The 18,998-nt window shown below is 45.6% G+C and carries 17 protein-coding genes; 15 read left to right on the forward strand and 2 right to left on the reverse strand.

The features are described from left to right. Positions 1–65 precede the first annotated feature (65 nt). Positions 66–2,690: a bifunctional uridylyltransferase/uridylyl-removing protein GlnD gene (gene glnD, locus VJL_RS15410; RefSeq protein WP_038879145.1), complete on the reverse strand. Its 2,625-nt coding sequence runs from the start codon at positions 2,688–2,690 to the stop codon at positions 66–68. A gap of 100 nt (positions 2,691–2,790) precedes the next feature. After that, positions 2,791–3,669, reverse strand: a complete 879-nt coding sequence (gene map / locus VJL_RS15415) for a type I methionyl aminopeptidase (RefSeq protein ID WP_038864689.1) — start codon at positions 3,667–3,669, stop codon at positions 2,791–2,793. Between the two features lie 395 nt (positions 3,670–4,064). On the opposite strand from map, the gene rpsB reads away from it, so the two are divergent. From rpsB to rnhB, 15 genes are all read left to right on the forward strand, one after another. Next, complete coding sequence (gene rpsB, locus VJL_RS15420) at positions 4,065–4,793, forward strand: 30S ribosomal protein S2 (RefSeq protein WP_038864690.1); 729 nt, start codon at positions 4,065–4,067, stop codon at positions 4,791–4,793. Positions 4,794–4,924: 131 nt separating this feature from the next. Beyond that, positions 4,925–5,770, forward strand: coding sequence for a translation elongation factor Ts (tsf, locus tag VJL_RS15425; protein WP_038864691.1), 846 nt, complete (start codon positions 4,925–4,927; stop codon positions 5,768–5,770). 153 nt (positions 5,771–5,923) lie between these two features. Further along, positions 5,924–6,655, forward strand: a complete 732-nt coding sequence (gene pyrH / locus VJL_RS15430) for a UMP kinase (RefSeq protein WP_005436777.1) — start codon at positions 5,924–5,926, stop codon at positions 6,653–6,655. A gap of 98 nt (positions 6,656–6,753) precedes the next feature. Further along, positions 6,754–7,311: a ribosome recycling factor gene (gene frr, locus VJL_RS15435; protein WP_038864693.1), complete on the forward strand. Its 558-nt coding sequence runs from the start codon at positions 6,754–6,756 to the stop codon at positions 7,309–7,311. Positions 7,312–7,407: 96 nt separating this feature from the next. Further along, the gene (gene uppS / locus VJL_RS15440; protein ID WP_038864695.1) at positions 7,408–8,163 is read left to right on the forward strand and encodes an undecaprenyl pyrophosphate synthase; all 756 of its coding nucleotides are present in this window, start codon (positions 7,408–7,410) and stop codon (positions 8,161–8,163) included. A 12-nt stretch (positions 8,164–8,175) separates the two neighbouring features. Then, the gene (locus VJL_RS15445) at positions 8,176–9,018 is read left to right on the forward strand and encodes a phosphatidate cytidylyltransferase (protein ID WP_038879147.1); all 843 of its coding nucleotides are present in this window, start codon (positions 8,176–8,178) and stop codon (positions 9,016–9,018) included. 52 nt (positions 9,019–9,070) lie between these two features. Then, the gene (gene ispC, locus VJL_RS15450; protein ID WP_038879149.1) at positions 9,071–10,276 is read left to right on the forward strand and encodes a 1-deoxy-D-xylulose-5-phosphate reductoisomerase; all 1,206 of its coding nucleotides are present in this window, start codon (positions 9,071–9,073) and stop codon (positions 10,274–10,276) included. Then, a complete protein-coding gene (rseP, locus tag VJL_RS15455; RefSeq protein ID WP_038879151.1) occupies positions 10,276–11,634 on the forward strand; it encodes a sigma E protease regulator RseP in 1,359 nt (452 codons plus the stop codon). Before ispC ends, rseP begins: the two co-directional genes overlap by 1 nt. Before the next feature lie 44 nt (positions 11,635–11,678). After that, positions 11,679–14,093 (forward strand): outer membrane protein assembly factor BamA, encoded by a 2,415-nt coding sequence (gene bamA / locus VJL_RS15460; RefSeq protein WP_038864709.1) that lies wholly within the window; start codon positions 11,679–11,681, stop codon positions 14,091–14,093. A gap of 13 nt (positions 14,094–14,106) precedes the next feature. After that, positions 14,107–14,616 carry an OmpH family outer membrane protein gene (locus VJL_RS15465; protein ID WP_038864801.1) on the forward strand — a complete coding sequence of 170 codons (510 nt, stop codon included), beginning with the start codon at positions 14,107–14,109 and terminating at the stop codon, positions 14,614–14,616. Between the two features lie 6 nt (positions 14,617–14,622). After that, complete coding sequence (gene lpxD, locus VJL_RS15470) at positions 14,623–15,654, forward strand: UDP-3-O-(3-hydroxymyristoyl)glucosamine N-acyltransferase (RefSeq protein WP_038879155.1); 1,032 nt, start codon at positions 14,623–14,625, stop codon at positions 15,652–15,654. Between the two features lie 174 nt (positions 15,655–15,828). Beyond that, complete coding sequence (gene fabZ / locus VJL_RS15475) at positions 15,829–16,281, forward strand: 3-hydroxyacyl-ACP dehydratase FabZ (RefSeq protein WP_009707417.1); 453 nt, start codon at positions 15,829–15,831, stop codon at positions 16,279–16,281. A 1-nt stretch (position 16,282) separates the two neighbouring features. Next, positions 16,283–17,071: an acyl-ACP--UDP-N-acetylglucosamine O-acyltransferase gene (lpxA, locus tag VJL_RS15480; protein WP_038864713.1), complete on the forward strand. Its 789-nt coding sequence runs from the start codon at positions 16,283–16,285 to the stop codon at positions 17,069–17,071. A gap of 138 nt (positions 17,072–17,209) precedes the next feature. Then, positions 17,210–18,349, forward strand: coding sequence for a lipid-A-disaccharide synthase (gene lpxB, locus VJL_RS15485; protein ID WP_038864715.1), 1,140 nt, complete (start codon positions 17,210–17,212; stop codon positions 18,347–18,349). A 9-nt stretch (positions 18,350–18,358) separates the two neighbouring features. Beyond that, positions 18,359–18,997: a ribonuclease HII gene (rnhB, locus tag VJL_RS15490; RefSeq protein WP_038879157.1), complete on the forward strand. Its 639-nt coding sequence runs from the start codon at positions 18,359–18,361 to the stop codon at positions 18,995–18,997. The last annotated feature ends 1 nt before the right edge of the window (position 18,998 follow it).

Raw genomic sequence — 18,998 nt, forward strand, 5'->3', positions numbered from 1 at the left:
AAATTGCTCAACTTGTGGGCAAGATCGCTCTGGTTCTTGCCCACGGTTTTATTGCTTAATCGCTTTTACGCAGAAACAGAATCGGACAACTTTTCAATCAGCTTCTCGCGCAATTCGTCTTGTTGTTCATCACTCAGACGACCACCAGCATCACTTGTGAGGATAAACAAATCTTCTGCACGTTCTCCAATTGTGGTGATCTTAGCGGCGTGTAAGTTAATGCCTAAGTCTGCAAACGTACGCCCCACTTTGGCTAGAAGCCCAGGCGTATCAAGTGCCACGAACTCCATTAAAGTGCGTTTCTTGCTCTTAGTTGGTAGAAAGTCGACTTTGGTTTTGACGTTAAAGTGCTGAAGTTTATTTGGTGTACGACGTGTTTTGATTTTTGTCGGACGACCATCTTCCAATACGTGAGTAATGTGCTTGGTGACAGCGCCATGACGACCTTCTTCAATTGCTTTACCGTGTTGATCCAGCACCATAAAGGTATCGAGTACATAGCCATCTTTACTGGTCATGATCTGCGCGTCATGAACGTTAAAATTACGACGATCGAGCTCTGCAACCACCGTCGCGAATAGGGCTGGTTGGTCTGGGCAGTAGACGAACACTTCGGTACCACCACGCGTGGCTTTTTTGCTGATCAGAACCAGTGGTTTACTTGCGTCTTCCATACGCAGCAAGTTCTCACAATGCCAAGCAATTTGTTTATGGGTATGACGCAAAAAGTAGTCGGCTTTAAAGCGCTGCCAAAGCACCTCGATCTCGCGTGCCGAGAAACCCTCTTTACGCAGTAGCGCTGACGCCATTTGCTGGTTGTGGCGTATACGTTCACGAACATCCACAGGGTTCTCCAAGCCGCGACGCAACGCGCGCTGAGTTGAGTAGAACAATTCCGCGAGCAGGGTACGCTTCCAGCTATTCCAAAGCTCTGGGTTAGTCGCACAGATATCGGCAACAGTCAGGCATACTAGGTATTCAAGATACTCTTCATCACGTACTTGTTTCGCAAACTCAGTGATGACGTCTGGATCGTATATATCGCGTCGCTGAGCGGTCACAGACATCAGTAAGTGATGCCTTACTAGCCAACTTACCAATTTCGCTTCAGGTTTAGATAGGCCGTGCTCAATACAAAAATCATACGCTTCACCTTCACCAATAACGGAGTGATCGCCACCACGCCCTTTACCGATATCATGGAAAATCGCGGCCAGAATCAGCAATTCTTTCTTTTGAATACGAGGGTAAACTTCACAACAAATCGGGTGCTTGCTGTGGTTTTCTGCGTAGCTAAAAGTATTGATGTGTTTGAGTAGGCGAATGCTGTGTTCATCCACGGTATAAACATGGAACAAATCAAATTGCATCTGACCGACAATTTGGCTCCATTGCGGAAGATACGCCGCCAGTACACCAAGTTTGTGCATCAGACTGAACGCCTTATGCAGCGCATTTGGATGACGACACAGTGCCATAAACTTTTCACGCGCTTCAGGAATAGTGTGCAAGAACTTGTTTAAGCGACGACGCGCAGTACGCAACTGACGCAACGTAGGAGGGCTCACGCCTTCGATGCTCGAATCATTGGCGATGTGCAGGAACATATCCAAAATGGTTTCAGGACGAGCTTGGAACAGCGCGGGTTTGCGAGCCTCGATCAGTGAACCACGGCGTTGGAAATCCTCATCAATGATTTCGGCATCTGCAGAGGCACCACCGTTGATGATCGCTTGATCAAACAGCTTGAGAAGCATTTTATTAAGCTCTGCTACACGTCTAAGCGTACGGTAGAACTCTTTCATCATCATTTCGACGCCGCGGTTACCTTCGCCGACATAGCCCAAATGTTCAGCCACTTGTGCTTGATGTCCGAACGTTAAACGGTTGTCATAACGGCGTAGTTCAATATGCAGAGCAAAACGGACTCGCCATAAGAAATCCTGACACTCAACCAACTCACGGTATTCTGCGTCGGTAAGAAAGCCATAGCGGCTCATTTCCAGCAATGAAGTCGCACCAAAGTGACGACGTGCTACCCAACTTAAAGTGTGAATATCCCGTAGACCGCCTGGGGTTGACTTGATGTCAGGTTCAAGGTTGTAGGTGGTGTCATGGTAACGAGCATGGCGCTCACGTTGTTCTTGAATCTTGGCGCGGTAAAAGGTTTCACTTGGCCAGAAAGAGTCGGATAGCACCACTTTCTTCAACGCTTGGAAAGTGTCTTCACTACCACACAACAAACGAGCTTCCTGTAGGTTGGTTGCAACAGTTAAATCCGCTCGGCCAATTTCCGCACATTCAGCAACAGTTCGAACGGCATGACCGACTTCGAGGCGCAAATCCCAAAGTAGGGTAATGAATTCACTGATTTTAGCTTCAAGGGCGTTCGGTAATTTGTTGTTCGACAAAATCAAAATGTCGATATCAGAAAGGGGGTGTAACTCACCACGGCCATAACCACCTACTGCAACCAGCGATATATTATGGATGTCTTTGAAGCCAAAGTGTTGCCACAAACGGTTGAGGAGTAAGTCCATGTACTCAGCGCGTGACAACACCAAATTGGTGACCGGATGGTGGTTAAGAAATTCTTGTTTTTGGAATGAACTGAATTTTTCGAGTTCTTGCTTAAGTTCAGCGATGTTGATCTGTTCATCGGTAAACGAAAGAGGGGACTGAAGAGTCATATTTGCTATCCGTGCAACTTGCTACTGTAAGCAATCTAACAAATTTGAAGCAGATAAAAAATATCCCCGCATGGGCGGGGATAAGGAAAGTGATATGCGATTATGCGTTTTTCATTAAACGAGGAATCGTGTCGTCGCTACGAAGCGTCAGCACTTCACAACCGTCTTTCGTCACCACAATGGTGTGTTCCCACTGTGCCGAGTTTTTACCATCGCCAGTGTATACCGTCCAATCGTCTTGTGCGTCGACTGTACAGCCAAACTTACCTGCGTTGATCATTGGCTCGATAGTAAAACACATGCCTTCTTTTAGTACGCGACGGTCTTTGTTCTTGTAGTGAACCACTTGTGGCTCTTCGTGGAACTCATCACCGATGCCGTGACCGCAGAAGTCTTTCACGATAGAGAACTTGTTGCGTGGGTTGTTCTTGTTGTTCTCTTTGATGTACTTCTCGATTGCTGTACCGATATCACCAACTGTTGCACCAGGCTTAACTTGACGCATACCAATGTACAGAGACTCTTGAGCAACCATACACAAACGTTTGTTTGCTGGAGATACATCACCAACTAGGAACATCTTAGAAGTGTCGCCGTGGTAGCCTTGTGGACGAACGCTTAGATCTGCGTTTTCATCGTTAGGCACGATAACCGTGATATCAACGTTAATGATGTCACCATCTTTAAGTACCGCTGGCTTCATTTGGCCATTTGCACCTTTTTCATCTTCTGTCGCAGGGATGCCGTGACAAACGATGTGGTTGATTGACGTACAGATTGATTTAGGGAATCCATGGTAATCAAGCGGTGCAGAGTAAGCGCCTCGCTCTAGAGCGTAATCGTGACAGATTTTGTTTAATTCTTCTGTCGTCACACCCGCCTTGATGTGCGGTTCGATCATTTCTAGAGTGTCTGCGGCTAGCTTGCCCGCAATACGCATGCGTTCGATTTCTTCAGCAGTTTTAATCTTGATTGACATTGGCTTTCTCTACTTATTCGTAAGCACGTAAACGTGCGAATGCGCGCATTCTATCAGACAACCCTTGCTTAACCCAAGCCAGTTAAGAATATGAGTCATTCTTACTTAAAGTGTAGTGATGGAATTTGGTGAAGAGTAGGGTGGTCATGCAATGGGGGTAAGAAGTGTAAGAAACAATTTTTACTAGCCATCTTAGGCTAAAATATGGTATAAAGCGCGCCGGAATCGAGGACTGTTCTCTTTACTTTTCATTAGAAGAGTAGCGAAGCAAGCTTCTTCCAATTAACTTTTATCTTTAAATCACACACATTCCGTCACATGTTCCGGGGTGCTGAGCAGAAGCTTGGTCGGAATTATGGGGGATGTGGAGGCCTAACCCCATAGAGGATTTTAAAATGGCAACTGTATCAATGCGCGATATGCTGAAAGCTGGTGTTCACTTCGGTCACCAAACTCGTTACTGGAACCCAAAAATGAAGCCATTCATCTTTGGTGCTCGTAACCGCGTTCACATCATCAACCTAGAAAAAACTGTACCAATGTTCAACGAAGCTCTAGCTGAACTAGCTAAAGTTGGCGAGAAGAAAGGTAAAGTTCTATTCGTAGGTACTAAGCGCGCTGCATCTGAAGCTGTTAAAGAAGCTGCAATCGCAAGCAACCAATACTACGTTAACAACCGTTGGTTGGGCGGCATGCTAACGAACTACAAAACAGTTCGTCAGTCTATCAAGCGTCTAAAAGATTTCGAAGCACAAGCACAAGACGGTACTTTCGAAAAACTAACTAAGAAAGAAGCTCTAATGCGTACTCGTGAAATGGAGAAGCTAGAGAAATCTCTTGGTGGTATCAAAGATATGGGCGGCCTACCAGACGCTCTATTCGTAATCGACGCTGATCACGAGCACATTGCAATTAAAGAAGCTAACAACCTAGGTATTCCAGTATACGCTGTGGTAGATACTAACTCTAACCCAGACGGCGTTGACTACATCATCCCAGGTAACGACGACGCGATCCGCGCAGTTCAACTATACCTAAACGCTGTTGCATCTGCAGTAACTGAAGGTCGCAACAAAGACGTTGCAGTAGTTGCTGAAAAAGACGGTTTCGTAGAAGCTGAATAATAGCGGCTCTGCGTCACACTTAGTCTATGTGAAACCTTGTTGTAGCATAGACTGAGTTATAGTTAGCAATGGGGGCCGACAATGTAGGCCCCTGTTTTTTACCTTATTTCGAATCAAACGAGGAATAGAGAATGGCAACTGTAACTGCTGCTCTAGTTAAAGAACTTCGCGAGCGCACTGGCGCTGGCATGATGGAATGTAAGAAAGCGCTTGTAGAAGCAAACGCTGACATCGAACTAGCAATTGAAAACATGCGTAAATCTGGCGCAGCGAAAGCAGCTAAAAAAGCTGGTAACGTTGCAGCTGAAGGCGCAATCATCATCAAAGAAGAAAACGGCGTAGCTGTTCTTCTTGAAGTTAACTGTCAAACTGACTTCGTAGCAAAAGACGCTAGCTTTACTGCATTCGCTGAAGACGTTGCAGTTGCAGCACTAGCTTCTAAAGCTTCTGTTGAAGAGCTTCAAGCTCAATTCGAAGAAACTCGCGTTGCACTAGTTGCAAAAATCGGTGAAAACATCAACATCCGTCGCGTTGCTTACGTTCAAGGTAATGCAATTGCTTCTTACCGTCACGGTGAGAAAATCGGTGTTGTTGTTGCTGGTGAAGGCGATGCTGAAACTCTTAAGCACGTTTCTATGCACGTTGCTGCTTCTCGTCCTGAGTTCGTTAACCCAGAAGACGTACCAGCTGACGTAGTTGCTAAAGAGAAAGAAGTTCAAGTTGAAATCGCTATGAACGAAGGCAAGCCTCAAGAGATCGCTGAGAAGATGGTTATTGGCCGCATGAAGAAATTCACTGGCGAGATCTCTCTAACTGGTCAAGCTTTCATCATGGAACCTAAGAAAACTGTAGGTGAAATGCTGAAAGAAAAAGGTGCATCTGTATCTACTTTCGTTCGTCTAGAAGTAGGTGAAGGCATCGAAAAAGCTGCAGAAATGAGCTTTGCTGAAGAAGTTGCTGCGGTACAAAAAGGTTAATCCTTAGCGTATAGAGCAAATATTAGACCGTAGCCTTGGCTGCGGTCTTTTTACGAAAAGAGCGGCGAAACTTAGCCGTGATGAATAGCTATAAGTCACCTTGTGTCTATTCATGACTGTTAATCAACAACTCTCTTTTGGAAGGTAAACTCCATGACTACGAACCCTAAACCAGCGTATCAACGTATTCTATTAAAACTGAGTGGTGAAGCTCTTCAAGGCGAAGAAGGTTTCGGTATTGACCCTGCGGTTCTTGACCGTATGGCTCAAGAAGTTAAGGAGCTGGTTGAACTGGGTGTTCAAGTTGGTGTGGTAATCGGTGGTGGTAACCTATTCCGTGGTGCTGGTCTGGCTGAAGCGGGCATGAACCGCGTTGTGGGTGACCACATGGGTATGCTAGCAACAGTAATGAACGGTCTAGCAATGCGTGACGCACTTCACCGCGCATACGTAAATGCTCGCGTAATGTCTGCAATTCCTCTAAAGGGTGTGTGTGACGATTACAATTGGGCAGACGCTATCCGCGAACTTCGCCAAGGCCGTGTAGTAATCTTCTCGGCAGGTACAGGTAACCCATTCTTCACAACAGATTCAGCGGCTTGTCTACGTGGTATCGAAATCGAAGCTGACGTAGTTCTAAAAGCGACAAAAGTTGATGGTGTATTTACTGCTGACCCAGTAGCAAACCCAGACGCAGAGCTGTATGATAAGCTATCTTACACTGAAATTCTGGATAAAGAATTGAAAGTGATGGACTTGGCTGCGTTCACACTTGCTCGTGACCACAAAATGCCAATCCGCGTATTTAACATGAATAAGCCAGGCGCACTACGTCGCGTGGTAATGGGCGAAGCTGAAGGCACGTTGATCTGCGCTGACGCGTAAATCTCAGCGCCATTCAACAAGAGACATTGGATGGCGTTTTGCTTTGCTTAAGCCCTTTAAGCTTTCTTCATGAAAGATGACATTTTTAAGGTGAAACCGTGATTAACGAAATCAATAAAGACGCGCAAGAGCGCATGGACAAAAGCGTTGAAGCGCTAAAGAACAACCTTTCAAAAGTTCGTACTGGCCGCGCACACCCAAGCCTACTATCTGGCATCTCTGTAGAATACTACGGCGCAGCTACTCCTCTTAACCAAATCGCTAACGTTGTTGCTGAAGACGCTCGTACTCTAGCAATCACAGTTTTCGACAAAGAACTAACTCAAAAAGTTGAAAAAGCGATCATGATGTCTGACCTTGGCCTAAACCCAATGTCTGCTGGCACAATCATCCGCGTTCCACTTCCACCGCTAACAGAAGAGCGTCGTAAAGACCTAGTTAAGATCGTTCGTGGTGAAGCTGAAGGCGCACGTGTTGCTGTTCGTAACATCCGTCGTGACGCAAACAGCGACCTAAAAGGTCTTCTAAAAGATAAAGAAATCTCTGAAGACGAAGATCGTAAAGCACAAGACGAAATTCAGAAATTGACTGACGTAGCAGTTAAGAAGATCGACGACGTTCTTGCTGCAAAAGAAAAAGAGTTGATGGAAGTTTAATACTCCCATCCACATCACTGTTGGAAAACGCTGTGCTCACAGCTCAGCGTTTTTTTGTGTTAGTCTATCCAACTGATGGAACTCAATTAACTCCCTATGCAAAATTCTCAAGCCTTCTCTGATTCCCTTCCTAAACATATTGCCATCATTATGGACGGTAATGGTCGTTGGGCTAAGTCCAAAGGAAAGCCTCGTGTATTCGGTCATAAAAAGGGCGTAAACGCCGTTCGTAAGACCGTTGCAGCCGCTTCCAAGCTTGGTATCAAAGCCATGACTTTGTTCGCTTTCAGCAGCGAAAACTGGCGTCGTCCAGAAGAAGAAGTCGGCCTTTTAATGGAGCTATTCATTTCTGTCTTATCGAGTGAAGTGAAAAAGCTGCACAAAAACAACTTACGCCTACGTGTCATTGGCGATACCAGCCGTTTTAGTGAACGCTTACAAGGTAAAATTCTTGAAGCGGAAGCTCTAACTGCCGGCAACACGGGGATGGTGATTAACATTGCAGCCAACTATGGTGGCAAGTGGGACATCACAGAGGCGGCCAAATCGTTAGCGTTAAAAGCGCGTAACGGTGAGATCCGTGTAGAGGATATCAATGAGCAGTTGATTACCCAGCATCTGACTATGGCTGATCTACCAGAAGTCGATCTATTGATTCGTACTAGTGGTGAGTGTCGCATCAGTAACTTCATGCTGTGGCAAATGGCTTATGCTGAAATGTACTTTACTCCTGAGTACTGGCCTGAATTCGATGAAGACAGCTTAGTAGAGGCTGTGACTTGGTTTATCAACCGAGAGCGTCGTTTTGGTTGTACTGGTGAACAAGTGAAGGCATTGATGGCTGCTCAATAAGGACTAGTTAGTTTGAAACAGAGAATAATAACAGCACTAATTTTAGCTCCCCTGGTTATTTTAGGTATTTTTAAGTTACCACTAATGGGCTTTATCATCGCATTGACCGCGATAACCCTATTAGGTTTTTGGGAGTGGACTCAGTTTACAGAAAGCAAATCTCGCATTGCTGCCCTTGTTCCGGCTGCCGTTGTTACCGGACTTAGTTTTCTATTCATTTCGCCTGATGCAGCAAGCCTTAACCAACTGGCAGCTCCGCATTACACCGTTTTAGCACTCGGTTTTGCTTGGTGGATTATCGCAAGTGGAATGGCAATTACTTACCCTAAAACCACTAATTTGTGGCAAAGTAGTAAAGTGTTGCGCCATGTATTTGGTTTCCTTACGTTGATCCCTTTCTTATGGAGTGTGATCATTCTTAGGGCTTCTGATTTTGCAGTAGATCCATACCACGGCGCAAAACTTGTGCTGTATGTTTGCTTCTTGGTATGGGCTGCTGATAGTGGTGCTTACTTTGCTGGTAAAAGCATGGGTAAGCGCAAAATGGCGCCTCATGTGAGCCCAAACAAGACGATAGAAGGCTTGATTGGCGGCATTATCGCAGCATTAATTGTTGGCTGGTTGTTCGCCGGTTGGTTTGATATCCAATTTACTAGTCCAATTCACATGGTGGTCATCACATTGGTTACTGTCGTGATTTCTGTGCTTGGTGATTTGGTTGAAAGCATGTTCAAACGTGTGTCAGGCATCAAAGACAGCAGCAAGATCATTCCAGGTCACGGCGGTATCCTAGATCGTGTCGATAGCCTTACCGCTGCATTCCCAGTATTTGCTCTTCTTTACTACGTATTCTAATTTAATCGGGAGCGGCATCGTCGCTCTTGAGTTTTTCTAACGGTCTTACATCATGCAAAAGTTAACGATTCTTGGTGCAACAGGCTCAATCGGTGCAAGCACACTAAAAGTGGTTGAACAAAATCCTGAGCTGTTTTCTATCGTCGCATTAGCGGCCAGCACTAACGTTGAAAAGATGGTCGCACTTTGCCGCAAATGGCAACCAAAATACGCTGTTATGGCGGATAAGGCTGCGGCAGTGGCATTAAGCGCTGAGCTAGCTTCAATCTCGCCAAAGACTGAAGTATTAGGTGGTGTTGATGCACTTTGTCATGTTTCTGCACTGGAAGAAGTCGATAGCGTAATGGCGGCAATAGTGGGTGCTGCAGGTCTGTTGCCAACAATGGCAGCGGTAAAAGCGGGCAAGCGTGTGCTACTGGCAAACAAAGAAGCACTTGTGATGTCTGGTCAAGTGTTCATTGACGCAGTTGAAGAACATGGCGCAGAGTTACTTCCTGTAGACAGTGAGCACAATGCGATTTTCCAGTGCCTACCACAACAAGTTCAAACTAATCTAGGCCGTTGCAACTTAGAAGAGTATGGCATTTCCTCGATCCTGCTGACTGGTTCTGGTGGTCCATTCCGCTATACCGATATTGCAGAGTTAGATAAAGTGACGCCAGCACAAGCGATTGCTCATCCTAACTGGTCAATGGGGCCAAAAATCTCGGTTGATTCTGCAACCATGATGAACAAAGGCCTTGAGTACATTGAAGCAAAATGGCTATTTAACGCCGCTCGTGAACAACTGAAAGTGATCATTCACCCTCAGTCTGTCATTCATTCCATGGTTCAATACCGCGATGGTTCTGTACTGGCGCAAATGGGAGAGCCAGATATGGCAACCCCGATTGCATTAACCATGTCATATCCATCCCGTGTGGATGCGGGAGTGAAACCGTTAGATTTTACTCAAGTAGGTGAATTGACATTCCTTCAGCCAGATTTTGCACGCTATCCGTGTTTGAAGCTGGCTATCGATGCGTGCTACGAAGGCCAACATGCCACAACGGCTCTGAATGCAGCGAACGAAATTGCCGTTGATGCTTTCCTAAATAATCGACTTGGTTTCACAGATATCGCTCGCATCAATGAGTCAGTTTTGAACAAAATAACTGCAAGCCATAAAAGTGAGAATGTGAATAGCTTGGAAAGCTTGATAGAGCTAGATAGAATGGCACGAACTATCGCCTTAGAATTTTTACGCGAGCGTAGCTAATGACTGGTATTTTGTGGAATTTGGTTTCTTTTATCGTTGCATTGGGCATCTTGGTGGCTGTGCACGAGTTTGGTCACTTTTGGGTTGCTCGCCGTTGTGGTGTCAAGGTTGAGAAATTCTCAATCGGTTTTGGTAAGTCTATCTGGAGCAAGGTAGGCAAAGATGGCACTGAGTACAGCATTTCAATGATCCCATTGGGTGGCTACGTCAAAATGGTGGATAGCCGTGTTGATGAAGTACCTGAAAACGAAAAGCACATGGCGTTTGATCAAAAGCCATTGTGGAAGCGCACATCAATTGTTGCGGCGGGTCCTATTTTCAACTTCCTGTTCGCGATCGTTGCGTATTGGTTAGTTTTCCTGATTGGTGTGCCAGCGGTTAAACCTGTAATTGGTGAAGTTACGCCCAATTCAATCGTTGCTCAGGCAGGAATTGAAACAGGGATGGAACTAAAATCTATCTCAGGTATCAAAACTCCGGATTGGGAATCAGTCAACATGGGTTTAATCTCTCATATTGGCGATGATTCAATGACAGTGACCTTAACTTCATCGAATGAAGTGGGCTTTGAAGTGACCAAAACTCTTGATATCCGTGATTGGAAATTTGATCCCGAAACTCAATCAGCAATGCATTCACTTGGCTTTACGCCGTTCACTCCAGAGATATATACGGAGTTAGCGCAAGTAAGTGAAGGCGCTGCGGGTGAAAAGGCGGGTTTACTGGCTGGTGACAAGATTGTCGCGATTAACGGCAAAAAGATTTCTAACTGGAATGAAGTGGTTGAAGCTATTCGTTCTAACCCAGAAACGCCAATTGACCTGACGGTGTTACGTCAGGGTGATGAGCAATCATTGACGTTGACTCCAGGTCGCCGTGAGCTAGCTAACAAACAAGTGGTTGGTTTTGCGGGTATCGCACCTGAAGTCGCAGAATGGCCAGAAAGTTATCGCTTCGAATTACAGTTTGGTGTATTCGAGTCTATTGGCAAAGCGATTGACAAAACTGGTCAAGTTATTGGACTTACAATCAGCATGCTTAAGAAACTGATTGTAGGTGATGTTGGTCTGAACAATCTGAGTGGGCCAATTTCAATCGCCAAAGGAGCAGGGGCGACGGCAGACTACGGTCTGGTTTACTTTTTAGGTTTTCTCGCACTAATTAGTGTTAACCTAGGTATTATCAACCTCGTTCCTTTACCAATGTTGGATGGTGGTCATTTGCTATTTTTTGCAATCGAAGCCGTTATCCGACGCCCAGTACCTGAAAAGGTACAGGAAATGGGTTATCGAATTGGTGGTGCGATTATCTTCTCGCTCATGGCGTTAGCGCTATTTAATGATTTTACTCGTCTGTGATAGTTCAGAGACAAAAGCAGTAGCAAGGAATAATTAGAACAAGTATGGCGATTAAGCGAATTCTGTTTGCAAGTTTACTGGCGACCAGTGTATCTGCAAACGGAGCACAGAACTTTGTAGTTCAAGATATTGAGATCGATGGATTGCAACGTGTGGCACTGGGTGCTGCGTTGCTGAAGATGCCTGTACGTGTCGGCGATACTGTTGACCAAGGCGATGTTGCTGAGATCATTCGTGCACTGTACGCATCGGGTAACTTTGAAGATGTAAAAGTACTGCGCAACGGTGATGTGTTGGTTGTTCAAGTGAAAGAGCGCCCAACGATTGCTAGCATCTCATTCTCAGGCAACAAAGCAATCAAGGATGAGCAGCTACAAGAAAACCTGAACGCTTCTGGTGTTCGCGAAGGTGAAGCGCTTGACCGTACTACGCTAAGCAACATCGAAAAAGGTTTGGAAGACTTTTACTACAGCGTTGGTAAATACAACGCGACCGTAAAAGCGGTTGTTACTCCATTGCCTCGTAACCGTTCCGATCTGAAATTTGTCTTCACCGAAGGTGTATCGGCAAAAATTCAGCAAATCAACTTTATCGGCAATGAAGTCTTTTCTGATGAAGACCTTCTTTCTCGTTTCAACCTAAACGTAGACGTGCCATGGTGGAACTTCCTAGCGGACGAAAAATACCAAAAGCAAGTACTTGCTGGTGATATCGAAGCGCTGAAGTCTTATTACCTTGACCGCGGTTATCTGAAATTTAACGTTGATTCGACACAAGTGGCGATTTCTCCTGACAAAAAAGGCGTATACATTACGCTTGGTCTTGAAGAAGGCGACGTGTACACCGTGAAGGACGTGAAATTCCGTGGTGATTTGATCGGTGAAGAAGCAACGTTCGAAAAGCTGGTTCCATTTGAAGACAACGAGACGTACAACGGTTCTCGTGTGACTTCGATGGAAGAAGGTATCAAACGTGTGCTTGGTGAATCTGGTTACGCTTACCCGCAAGTTAACACCATTCCTGAGTTCGACGACGAAAACAAACAAGTATCACTTGTTGTGAACGTAGAACCAGGCAACCGCATCTACGTACGCGATATTCGTTTCACGGGTAACAACTCTACGAAAGACGAAGTACTGCGTCGTGAGATGCGTCAGATGGAAGGCAGCTGGTTAAACTCGAAATCGATTGAAACGGGTAAAACGCGTCTAAACCGTCTGGGTTACTTCGAAAACGTAGAAGTACAAACTGTACGTGTACCTGGCAGCGATGACCAAGTAGACCTAGTTTACTCAGTTAAAGAGGCAAACTCAGGCAGCGTTAACTTTGGTGTCGGCTACGGTACTGAATCAGGCGTCAGCTTCCAAGTTGGTCTACAACAAGACAACTTTATCGGTAGTGGTAACCGCGTTGGTATTAACGCGATGATGAACGACTACCAGAAAAACGTGAGTTTGGACTACCGCGACCCTTACTGGAACCTAGATGGTGTAAGTTTGGGTGGTAAGATCTTCTATGACGAGTTTGAAGCATCTGAAGCGGGTATCGTTGACTATACCAACCAAAGTTACGGTGCAAGTTTGACATGGGGTTTCCCATTCGACGAATTGAACCGTTTTGAGTTTGGTGTTGGTTATACCCACAACAAGATCGGTAACTTGTCGCCTTACTTACAGGTAGAACAGTTCCTACAAGCGCAAGCAGACAATATCGACTCTAGCGGCGCATTGAATACAAACGATTTTGACTTCAACATCTCATGGACACGTAACAACCTAAACCGTGGCTACTTCCCAACAGCGGGTAACCACCAACGTGCATTCTATAAGATGACCGTACCTGGCTCTGACGTTCAATACTTCAAGATGCAGTATGATGTTCGTCAATACGTGCCACTGACTAAGAAGCATGAATTCACGCTCTTGTTCCGTGGTCGTCTAGGTTATGGTAACGGTTATGGTCAAACGGATGGTAACGATAACTTGTTCCCATTCTACGAAAACTACTACGCAGGTGGTTTTACAACACTACGTGGTTTCGGCTCTAACTCTGTAGGTCCAAAAGCGGTTTACCGTGATTACTCAGGCTCAAATAACGGTGCGGACACCGCAACAGATGATTCTGTTGGTGGTAACGCGGTAGCGCTGGCGAGTATCGAGTTGATCGTACCAACACCATTTGCTTCGGATGAAGTTCGTAACCAGATTCGTACCAGTATCTTCTTCGATATGGCGAGTATTTGGGATACCGAATTTGATTACCGTAGCTCAGGTGCTGAATACGGCGACCGTTACTACTACGATTACTCAGATCCAACCAACTACCGTTCATCTTACGGTGCGGCGTTGCAATGGATGTCTCCTATGGGGCCACTAGTCTTCTCACTAGCGAAACCAATTAAGAAATATGATGGCGACGATGAAGAGTTCTTCACGTTCACTATCGGTAGAACCTTCTAAAGAGGAAAATATTTTGAATAAAATGATCAAAGCGGCTGGGATTGGCCTTCTTGTACTTAGCTCTTCAATGTTTGCAAACGCGGCTGAAGCTGCTCAGAAAATTGCTTACGTAAACACGGCTCAGGTTTTCCAATCTCTTCCTCAGCGCGAAGTGGTTCTACAAAAAATGCAGAAAGACTTCAAGAGCAAGGCAGACGAGCTGAAGTCTATCCAAGCAAAAGCGAAGACTAAGATTGAAAAGCTACAGCGTGATGGCCAACTTCTAGGCCAAGACGAAGTTGAAAAGCTACGTATCGACATCGCTAAACTAGACAGCGAGTACAAAGTAAAAGCTCAAGCTCTAGAGAAAGCAAGCGCACGTCGTGAAGCTGAAGAAAAAGCGAAGCTATTCAAAACGATTCAAGATGCTGTGAAGAAAGTAGCAACGAAGAAAGGTTACGATATGGTAATCGATATTTCTTCTCTTCAGTACGGTAAGCCAGAATACAACATCTCTGAAGACGTAATTAAAGCTCTAAAATAAGAAGTTATGAAGACATTAACATTAGCCGAGTTGGCGACAATTACCGGGGGAGAGCTATTTGGTGACGAGTCACTCGTCGTAAGCCGTGTAGCTCCAATGGATAAAGCACAAGAAGGTGACGTTACCTTTTTGTCTAACCCAAAATACGCAAAGCACCTTGCTGAATGTCTCGCAACAGTCGTGATGGTGAAGGAAGAGCACAAAGAGCAGTGTACAGGCAATGCGCTTGTTGTCACTGATCCTTATGTAGCTTTTGCTCGTGTGGTTCAAGCTATGGATACCACACCGAAGCCTGCTGAAGACATTGCACCTAGTGCCGTGATTGCAGCAGACGTGAAGATGGGTGCAAACGTAGCAGTCGGTGCAAATGCAGTGATTGAAACGGGTGTAGAGCTTGGCGACAACGTTATTGTTGGTGCGGGCTGTTTTATCGGTAAAAACGCAAAGTTAGGCAACAACACCAAGCTTTGGGCTAATGTTACTATCTATCATGAAGTGTCACTTGGCGATGACTGTCTGGTTCAATCTGGCACAGTCATCGGCTCAGACGGTTTCGGTTACGCGAACGATAAAGGCGAGTGGATCAAAATTCCTCAGCTTGGTTCAGTGCGCATCGGTAATCGTGTTGAGATTGGTGCATGTACCACGATTGACCGTGGTGCGCTTGAAGACACCATCATTGAAGACAACGTGATTCTTGATAACCAGCTTCAAATCGCTCATAACGTGCAGATCGGATATGGTACCGTGATGCCAGGTGGTACTATTGTCGCTGGCAGTACCAAAATTGGTAAATACTGCCAGATCGGCGGCGCGTCGGTTCTTAACGGACATATTACGATTGCAGATGGCGTAGCTATCACCGGTATGGGCATGGTTATGCGCAGTATCGAAGAGAAAGGCTTGTATTCGTCAGGTATTCCACTGCAAACGAACCGAGAGTGGCGTAAGACGGCAACTCGAGTTCATCGCATTGACGATATGAACAAACGCCTGAAAGCTGTTGAGAAGCAGCTGGAACCGAAAGAAGAATCTTAGTTCCATAATTCTGAACAAAGACTCGCGAAATGCGGGTCTTTTTCTTCTATAATGACGCGCTATAAGTAGATTTATCACCAAGCTGGTATACACTTTGCAGGCATTTCCTGATTAAGTGGCTTTTGCCGCTGCCTTGCCATCTTGGTTGTTGAGTATTGATATAGGAAGACGACTTTGACTACTGAAAAGAAAACGATGAACATCTCTGAAATTCAAGAGCTACTACCTCATCGCTACCCATTCTTATTGATCGACCGAGTGATTGACTTCCAAGAAGAGAAGTACCTTCACGCGATTAAAAACGTGTCGGTTAACGAACCTCAGTTCACAGGTCACTTTCCACAATTGCCAGTCTTCCCAGGTGTTCTTATTCTGGAAGCGATGGCGCAGGCGACAGGCTTACTTGCATTTAAATCATTTGGTGCGCCAACTGAAAATGAGCTGTACTACTTCGCAAGTGTTGACGGTGCAAAATTCCGTAAACCAGTAGTACCAGGCGACCAAATGATTATTGAAGTAGAATTTTTGAAAGAGCGTCGCGGCATTGCTGCATTCAAAGGTGTAGCGAAGGTTGACGGCGAAGTAGTATGTTCAGCAGAGCTGAAGTGTGCTCGTCGAGAGTTTTAATATGATTCATGAAACCGCTAAAATCCACCCAGCTGCGGTGGTAGAAGAAGGCGCGAAAATTGGCGCTAACGTGACTGTTGGTCCATTCACTTACATCACCTCAACGGTAGAGATCGGTGAAGGTACGGAAGTGATGTCTCACGTAGTGATCAAAGGTCACACCACAATTGGTAAAGACAACCGCATTTTCCCACATGCTGTCATTGGTGAAGAAAACCAAGATAAGAAGTACGGTGGCGAAGATACAACAGTGGTTATCGGTGACCGCAACGTGATTCGTGAAGCGGTTCAGGTTCATCGTGGCACTGTCCAAGACAAAGCAACCACTGTGATTGGTGATGATAACTTGCTGTGTGTTAACGCGCACATTGCTCACGATGTTATCGTTGGTAACCATACTCACATTGGCAACAACGCGATTCTTGGCGGTCACGTAACGGTTGATGACCATGCTGGCGTTATGGCACTTTCTGCGATTCACCCATTCTGTACGGTAGGTGCTTACGCTTACGTTGGCGGCTGTTCTGCAGTTGTTCAGGATGTACCAGCTTACGTACTTGCACAAGGTAACCATGCGACACCATTTGGTTTGAACTTGGTTGGTTTGAAGCGTAACGGTTTTGAAAAACCAGAAATCCGTGCATTGCAAAAAGCGTACAAAGAGCTTTACCGCTCAGGTAAAACGCTAGAAGAAGTGAAACCGATCCTTGCTGAAATGGCACAAGAGTGGCCAGCAGTAAAACGTTTCTCAGACATTCTGGAAACAACGGAACGTGGCATCATTCGTTAATTTACGAATGTGCGGTTAATGAGAAAAGATCGCGCCCAATTGGGCTGCGGTCTTTTTGTGTTTTATGGATAGGGTAAAATAGCAAGATCCTCGGATATTACTCTCTATCCATAGCGCATAGGAAAAAGCGAAAGAAAGATGGAAAGACCACTACGTATTGGCATCATTGCCGGAGAACTGTCAGGCGATACTCTTGGCGAAGGCTTCATCAAAGCAGTTAAAGAACAATACCCAGATGCAGAATTTGTCGGTATTGGCGGCCCTAAAATGATCGCGCAAGGCTGTGAGTCACTGTTTGAAATGGAAGAGTTGGCTGTGATGGGCTTGGTTGAAGTTCTGGGTCGCTTACCAAGATTATTAAAAGTGAAAGCAGAGCTGATTAAGTATTTCACTGCAAATCCGCCGGATGTCTTTGTAGGGATCGATGCACCAGACTTTAACCTACGTGTTGAGTTAGATTTAAAAAACGCAGGAATCAAAACGGTACACTACGTGAGCCCTTCTGTTTGGGCTTGGCGTCAAAAACGTATCTTCAAGATTGAAGCGGCAACCAACCTAGTATTGGCTTTCTTACCTTTCGAAAAAGCGTTTTACGACAAATTCAATGTGCCTTGTGAATTCATTGGTCACACATTGGCAGATGCCATTCCTCTGCATTCAGACAAGGCTCCTGCACGTGAGTTACTAGGTTTAAAACATGATAAACAATGGTTAGCGGTGCTTCCGGGGAGTCGTGGCAGTGAGTTGAAAATGCTCTCTCAACCGTTTATTGAAACCTGTAAAAAACTGCATCAGAAGTTCCCTGATCTTGGCTTTGTTGTTGCGTTAGTAAATCAGAAACGTCGCGAGCAATTCGAGCAAGCGTGGAAAGAGTATGCGCCAGAGTTGGATTTCAAACTGGTAGACGATACCGCTCGTAATGTGATTACGGCGTCTGATGCCGTGATGTTGGCGTCTGGTACGGTCGCGCTTGAGTGTATGTTGTTAAAACGACCAATGGTTGTAGGGTACCGTGTTAACGCGGTTACCGCCTTCTTAGCCAAGCGCCTGCTGAAAACCAAATACGTGTCATTACCAAACATTTTGTCGGATAGCGAGTTAGTAAAAGAATACCTGCAAGAAGAGTGCACTCCAGAAAACTTATTCACTGAAGTGTCTCGCTTACTAGAGAGCGATAACCAACAGATGTTGGATAAGTTTACGGAAATGCATCACTGGATACGCAAAGACGCGGACCAACAGGCTGCAAATGCGGTTCTAAAACTGATTGAAAAATAGAGATTTACCATGGCTGTAAAACCAAAAACGACCAAAGCGAAAGTAGAGCTCCCACCGTTTGAATACCCACAAGGTTACCAATTGGTTGCGGGTGTAGATGAAGTAGGGCGTGGGCCTCTTGTCGGCGACGTTGTTACCGCTGCGGTTATCTTAGATCCAAATAACCCAATTGAGGGTTTGAACGACTCGAAAAAGCTGAGCGAGAAAAAACGTCTCGCACTTCTGCCCGAAATTAAAGAGAAAGCCTTAGCTTGGGCGGTCGGTCGCTGTTCTCCTGAAGAAATTGACGAGCTTAACATATTGCAAGCCACCATGGTTGCCATGCAACGTGCAGTTGCCGGTTTGAAAGTGCAGCCAGACCTCGCACTTATCGATGGCAACCGCTGTCCGCAGTTGCCAATGGATTCCCAAGCGGTGGTGAAGGGTGATTTGCGAGTTGCGGAAATCAGCGCGGCTTCAATCATTGCAAAAGTGGTTCGTGACCAAGAAATGGAAGAATTGGACAAGCAATACCCACAGTTTGGTTTTGCAAAGCACAAAGGTTACCCAACCAAAGCGCACTTTGAAGCGATTGAAGAGCACGGCGTGATCAGTGAACATCGCAAGAGCTTCAAGCCAGTGAAGAAAGCGCTTGGTATTGAAGAATAAT

This window comes from Vibrio jasicida CAIM 1864 = LMG 25398 (assembly GCF_000400365.1).
Lineage (GTDB): Bacteria > Pseudomonadota > Gammaproteobacteria > Enterobacterales > Vibrionaceae > Vibrio > Vibrio jasicida.

Bases quoted from the DNA above. Each gene is read 5' to 3' on its own strand.
- rpsB (WP_038864690.1), top strand. From the start codon at position 4,065: ATGGCAACTGTATCAATGCGCGATATGCTGAAAGCTGGTGTTCACTTC.
- lpxA (WP_038864713.1), top strand. From the start codon at position 16,283: ATGATTCATGAAACCGCTAAAATCCACCCAGCTGCGGTGGTAGAAGAA.
- pyrH (WP_005436777.1), top strand. From the start codon at position 5,924: ATGACTACGAACCCTAAACCAGCGTATCAACGTATTCTATTAAAACTG.
- lpxB (WP_038864715.1), top strand. From the start codon at position 17,210: ATGGAAAGACCACTACGTATTGGCATCATTGCCGGAGAACTGTCAGGC.
- lpxD (WP_038879155.1), top strand. From the start codon at position 14,623: ATGAAGACATTAACATTAGCCGAGTTGGCGACAATTACCGGGGGAGAG.
- rnhB (WP_038879157.1), top strand. From the start codon at position 18,359: ATGGCTGTAAAACCAAAAACGACCAAAGCGAAAGTAGAGCTCCCACCG.
- uppS (WP_038864695.1), top strand. From the start codon at position 7,408: ATGCAAAATTCTCAAGCCTTCTCTGATTCCCTTCCTAAACATATTGCC.
- rseP (WP_038879151.1), top strand. From the start codon at position 10,276: ATGACTGGTATTTTGTGGAATTTGGTTTCTTTTATCGTTGCATTGGGC.
- tsf (WP_038864691.1), top strand. From the start codon at position 4,925: ATGGCAACTGTAACTGCTGCTCTAGTTAAAGAACTTCGCGAGCGCACT.
- ispC (WP_038879149.1), top strand. From the start codon at position 9,071: ATGCAAAAGTTAACGATTCTTGGTGCAACAGGCTCAATCGGTGCAAGC.
- bamA (WP_038864709.1), top strand. From the start codon at position 11,679: ATGGCGATTAAGCGAATTCTGTTTGCAAGTTTACTGGCGACCAGTGTA.
- map (WP_038864689.1), bottom strand. From the start codon at position 3,669: ATGTCAATCAAGATTAAAACTGCTGAAGAAATCGAACGCATGCGTATT.
- glnD (WP_038879145.1), bottom strand. From the start codon at position 2,690: ATGACTCTTCAGTCCCCTCTTTCGTTTACCGATGAACAGATCAACATC.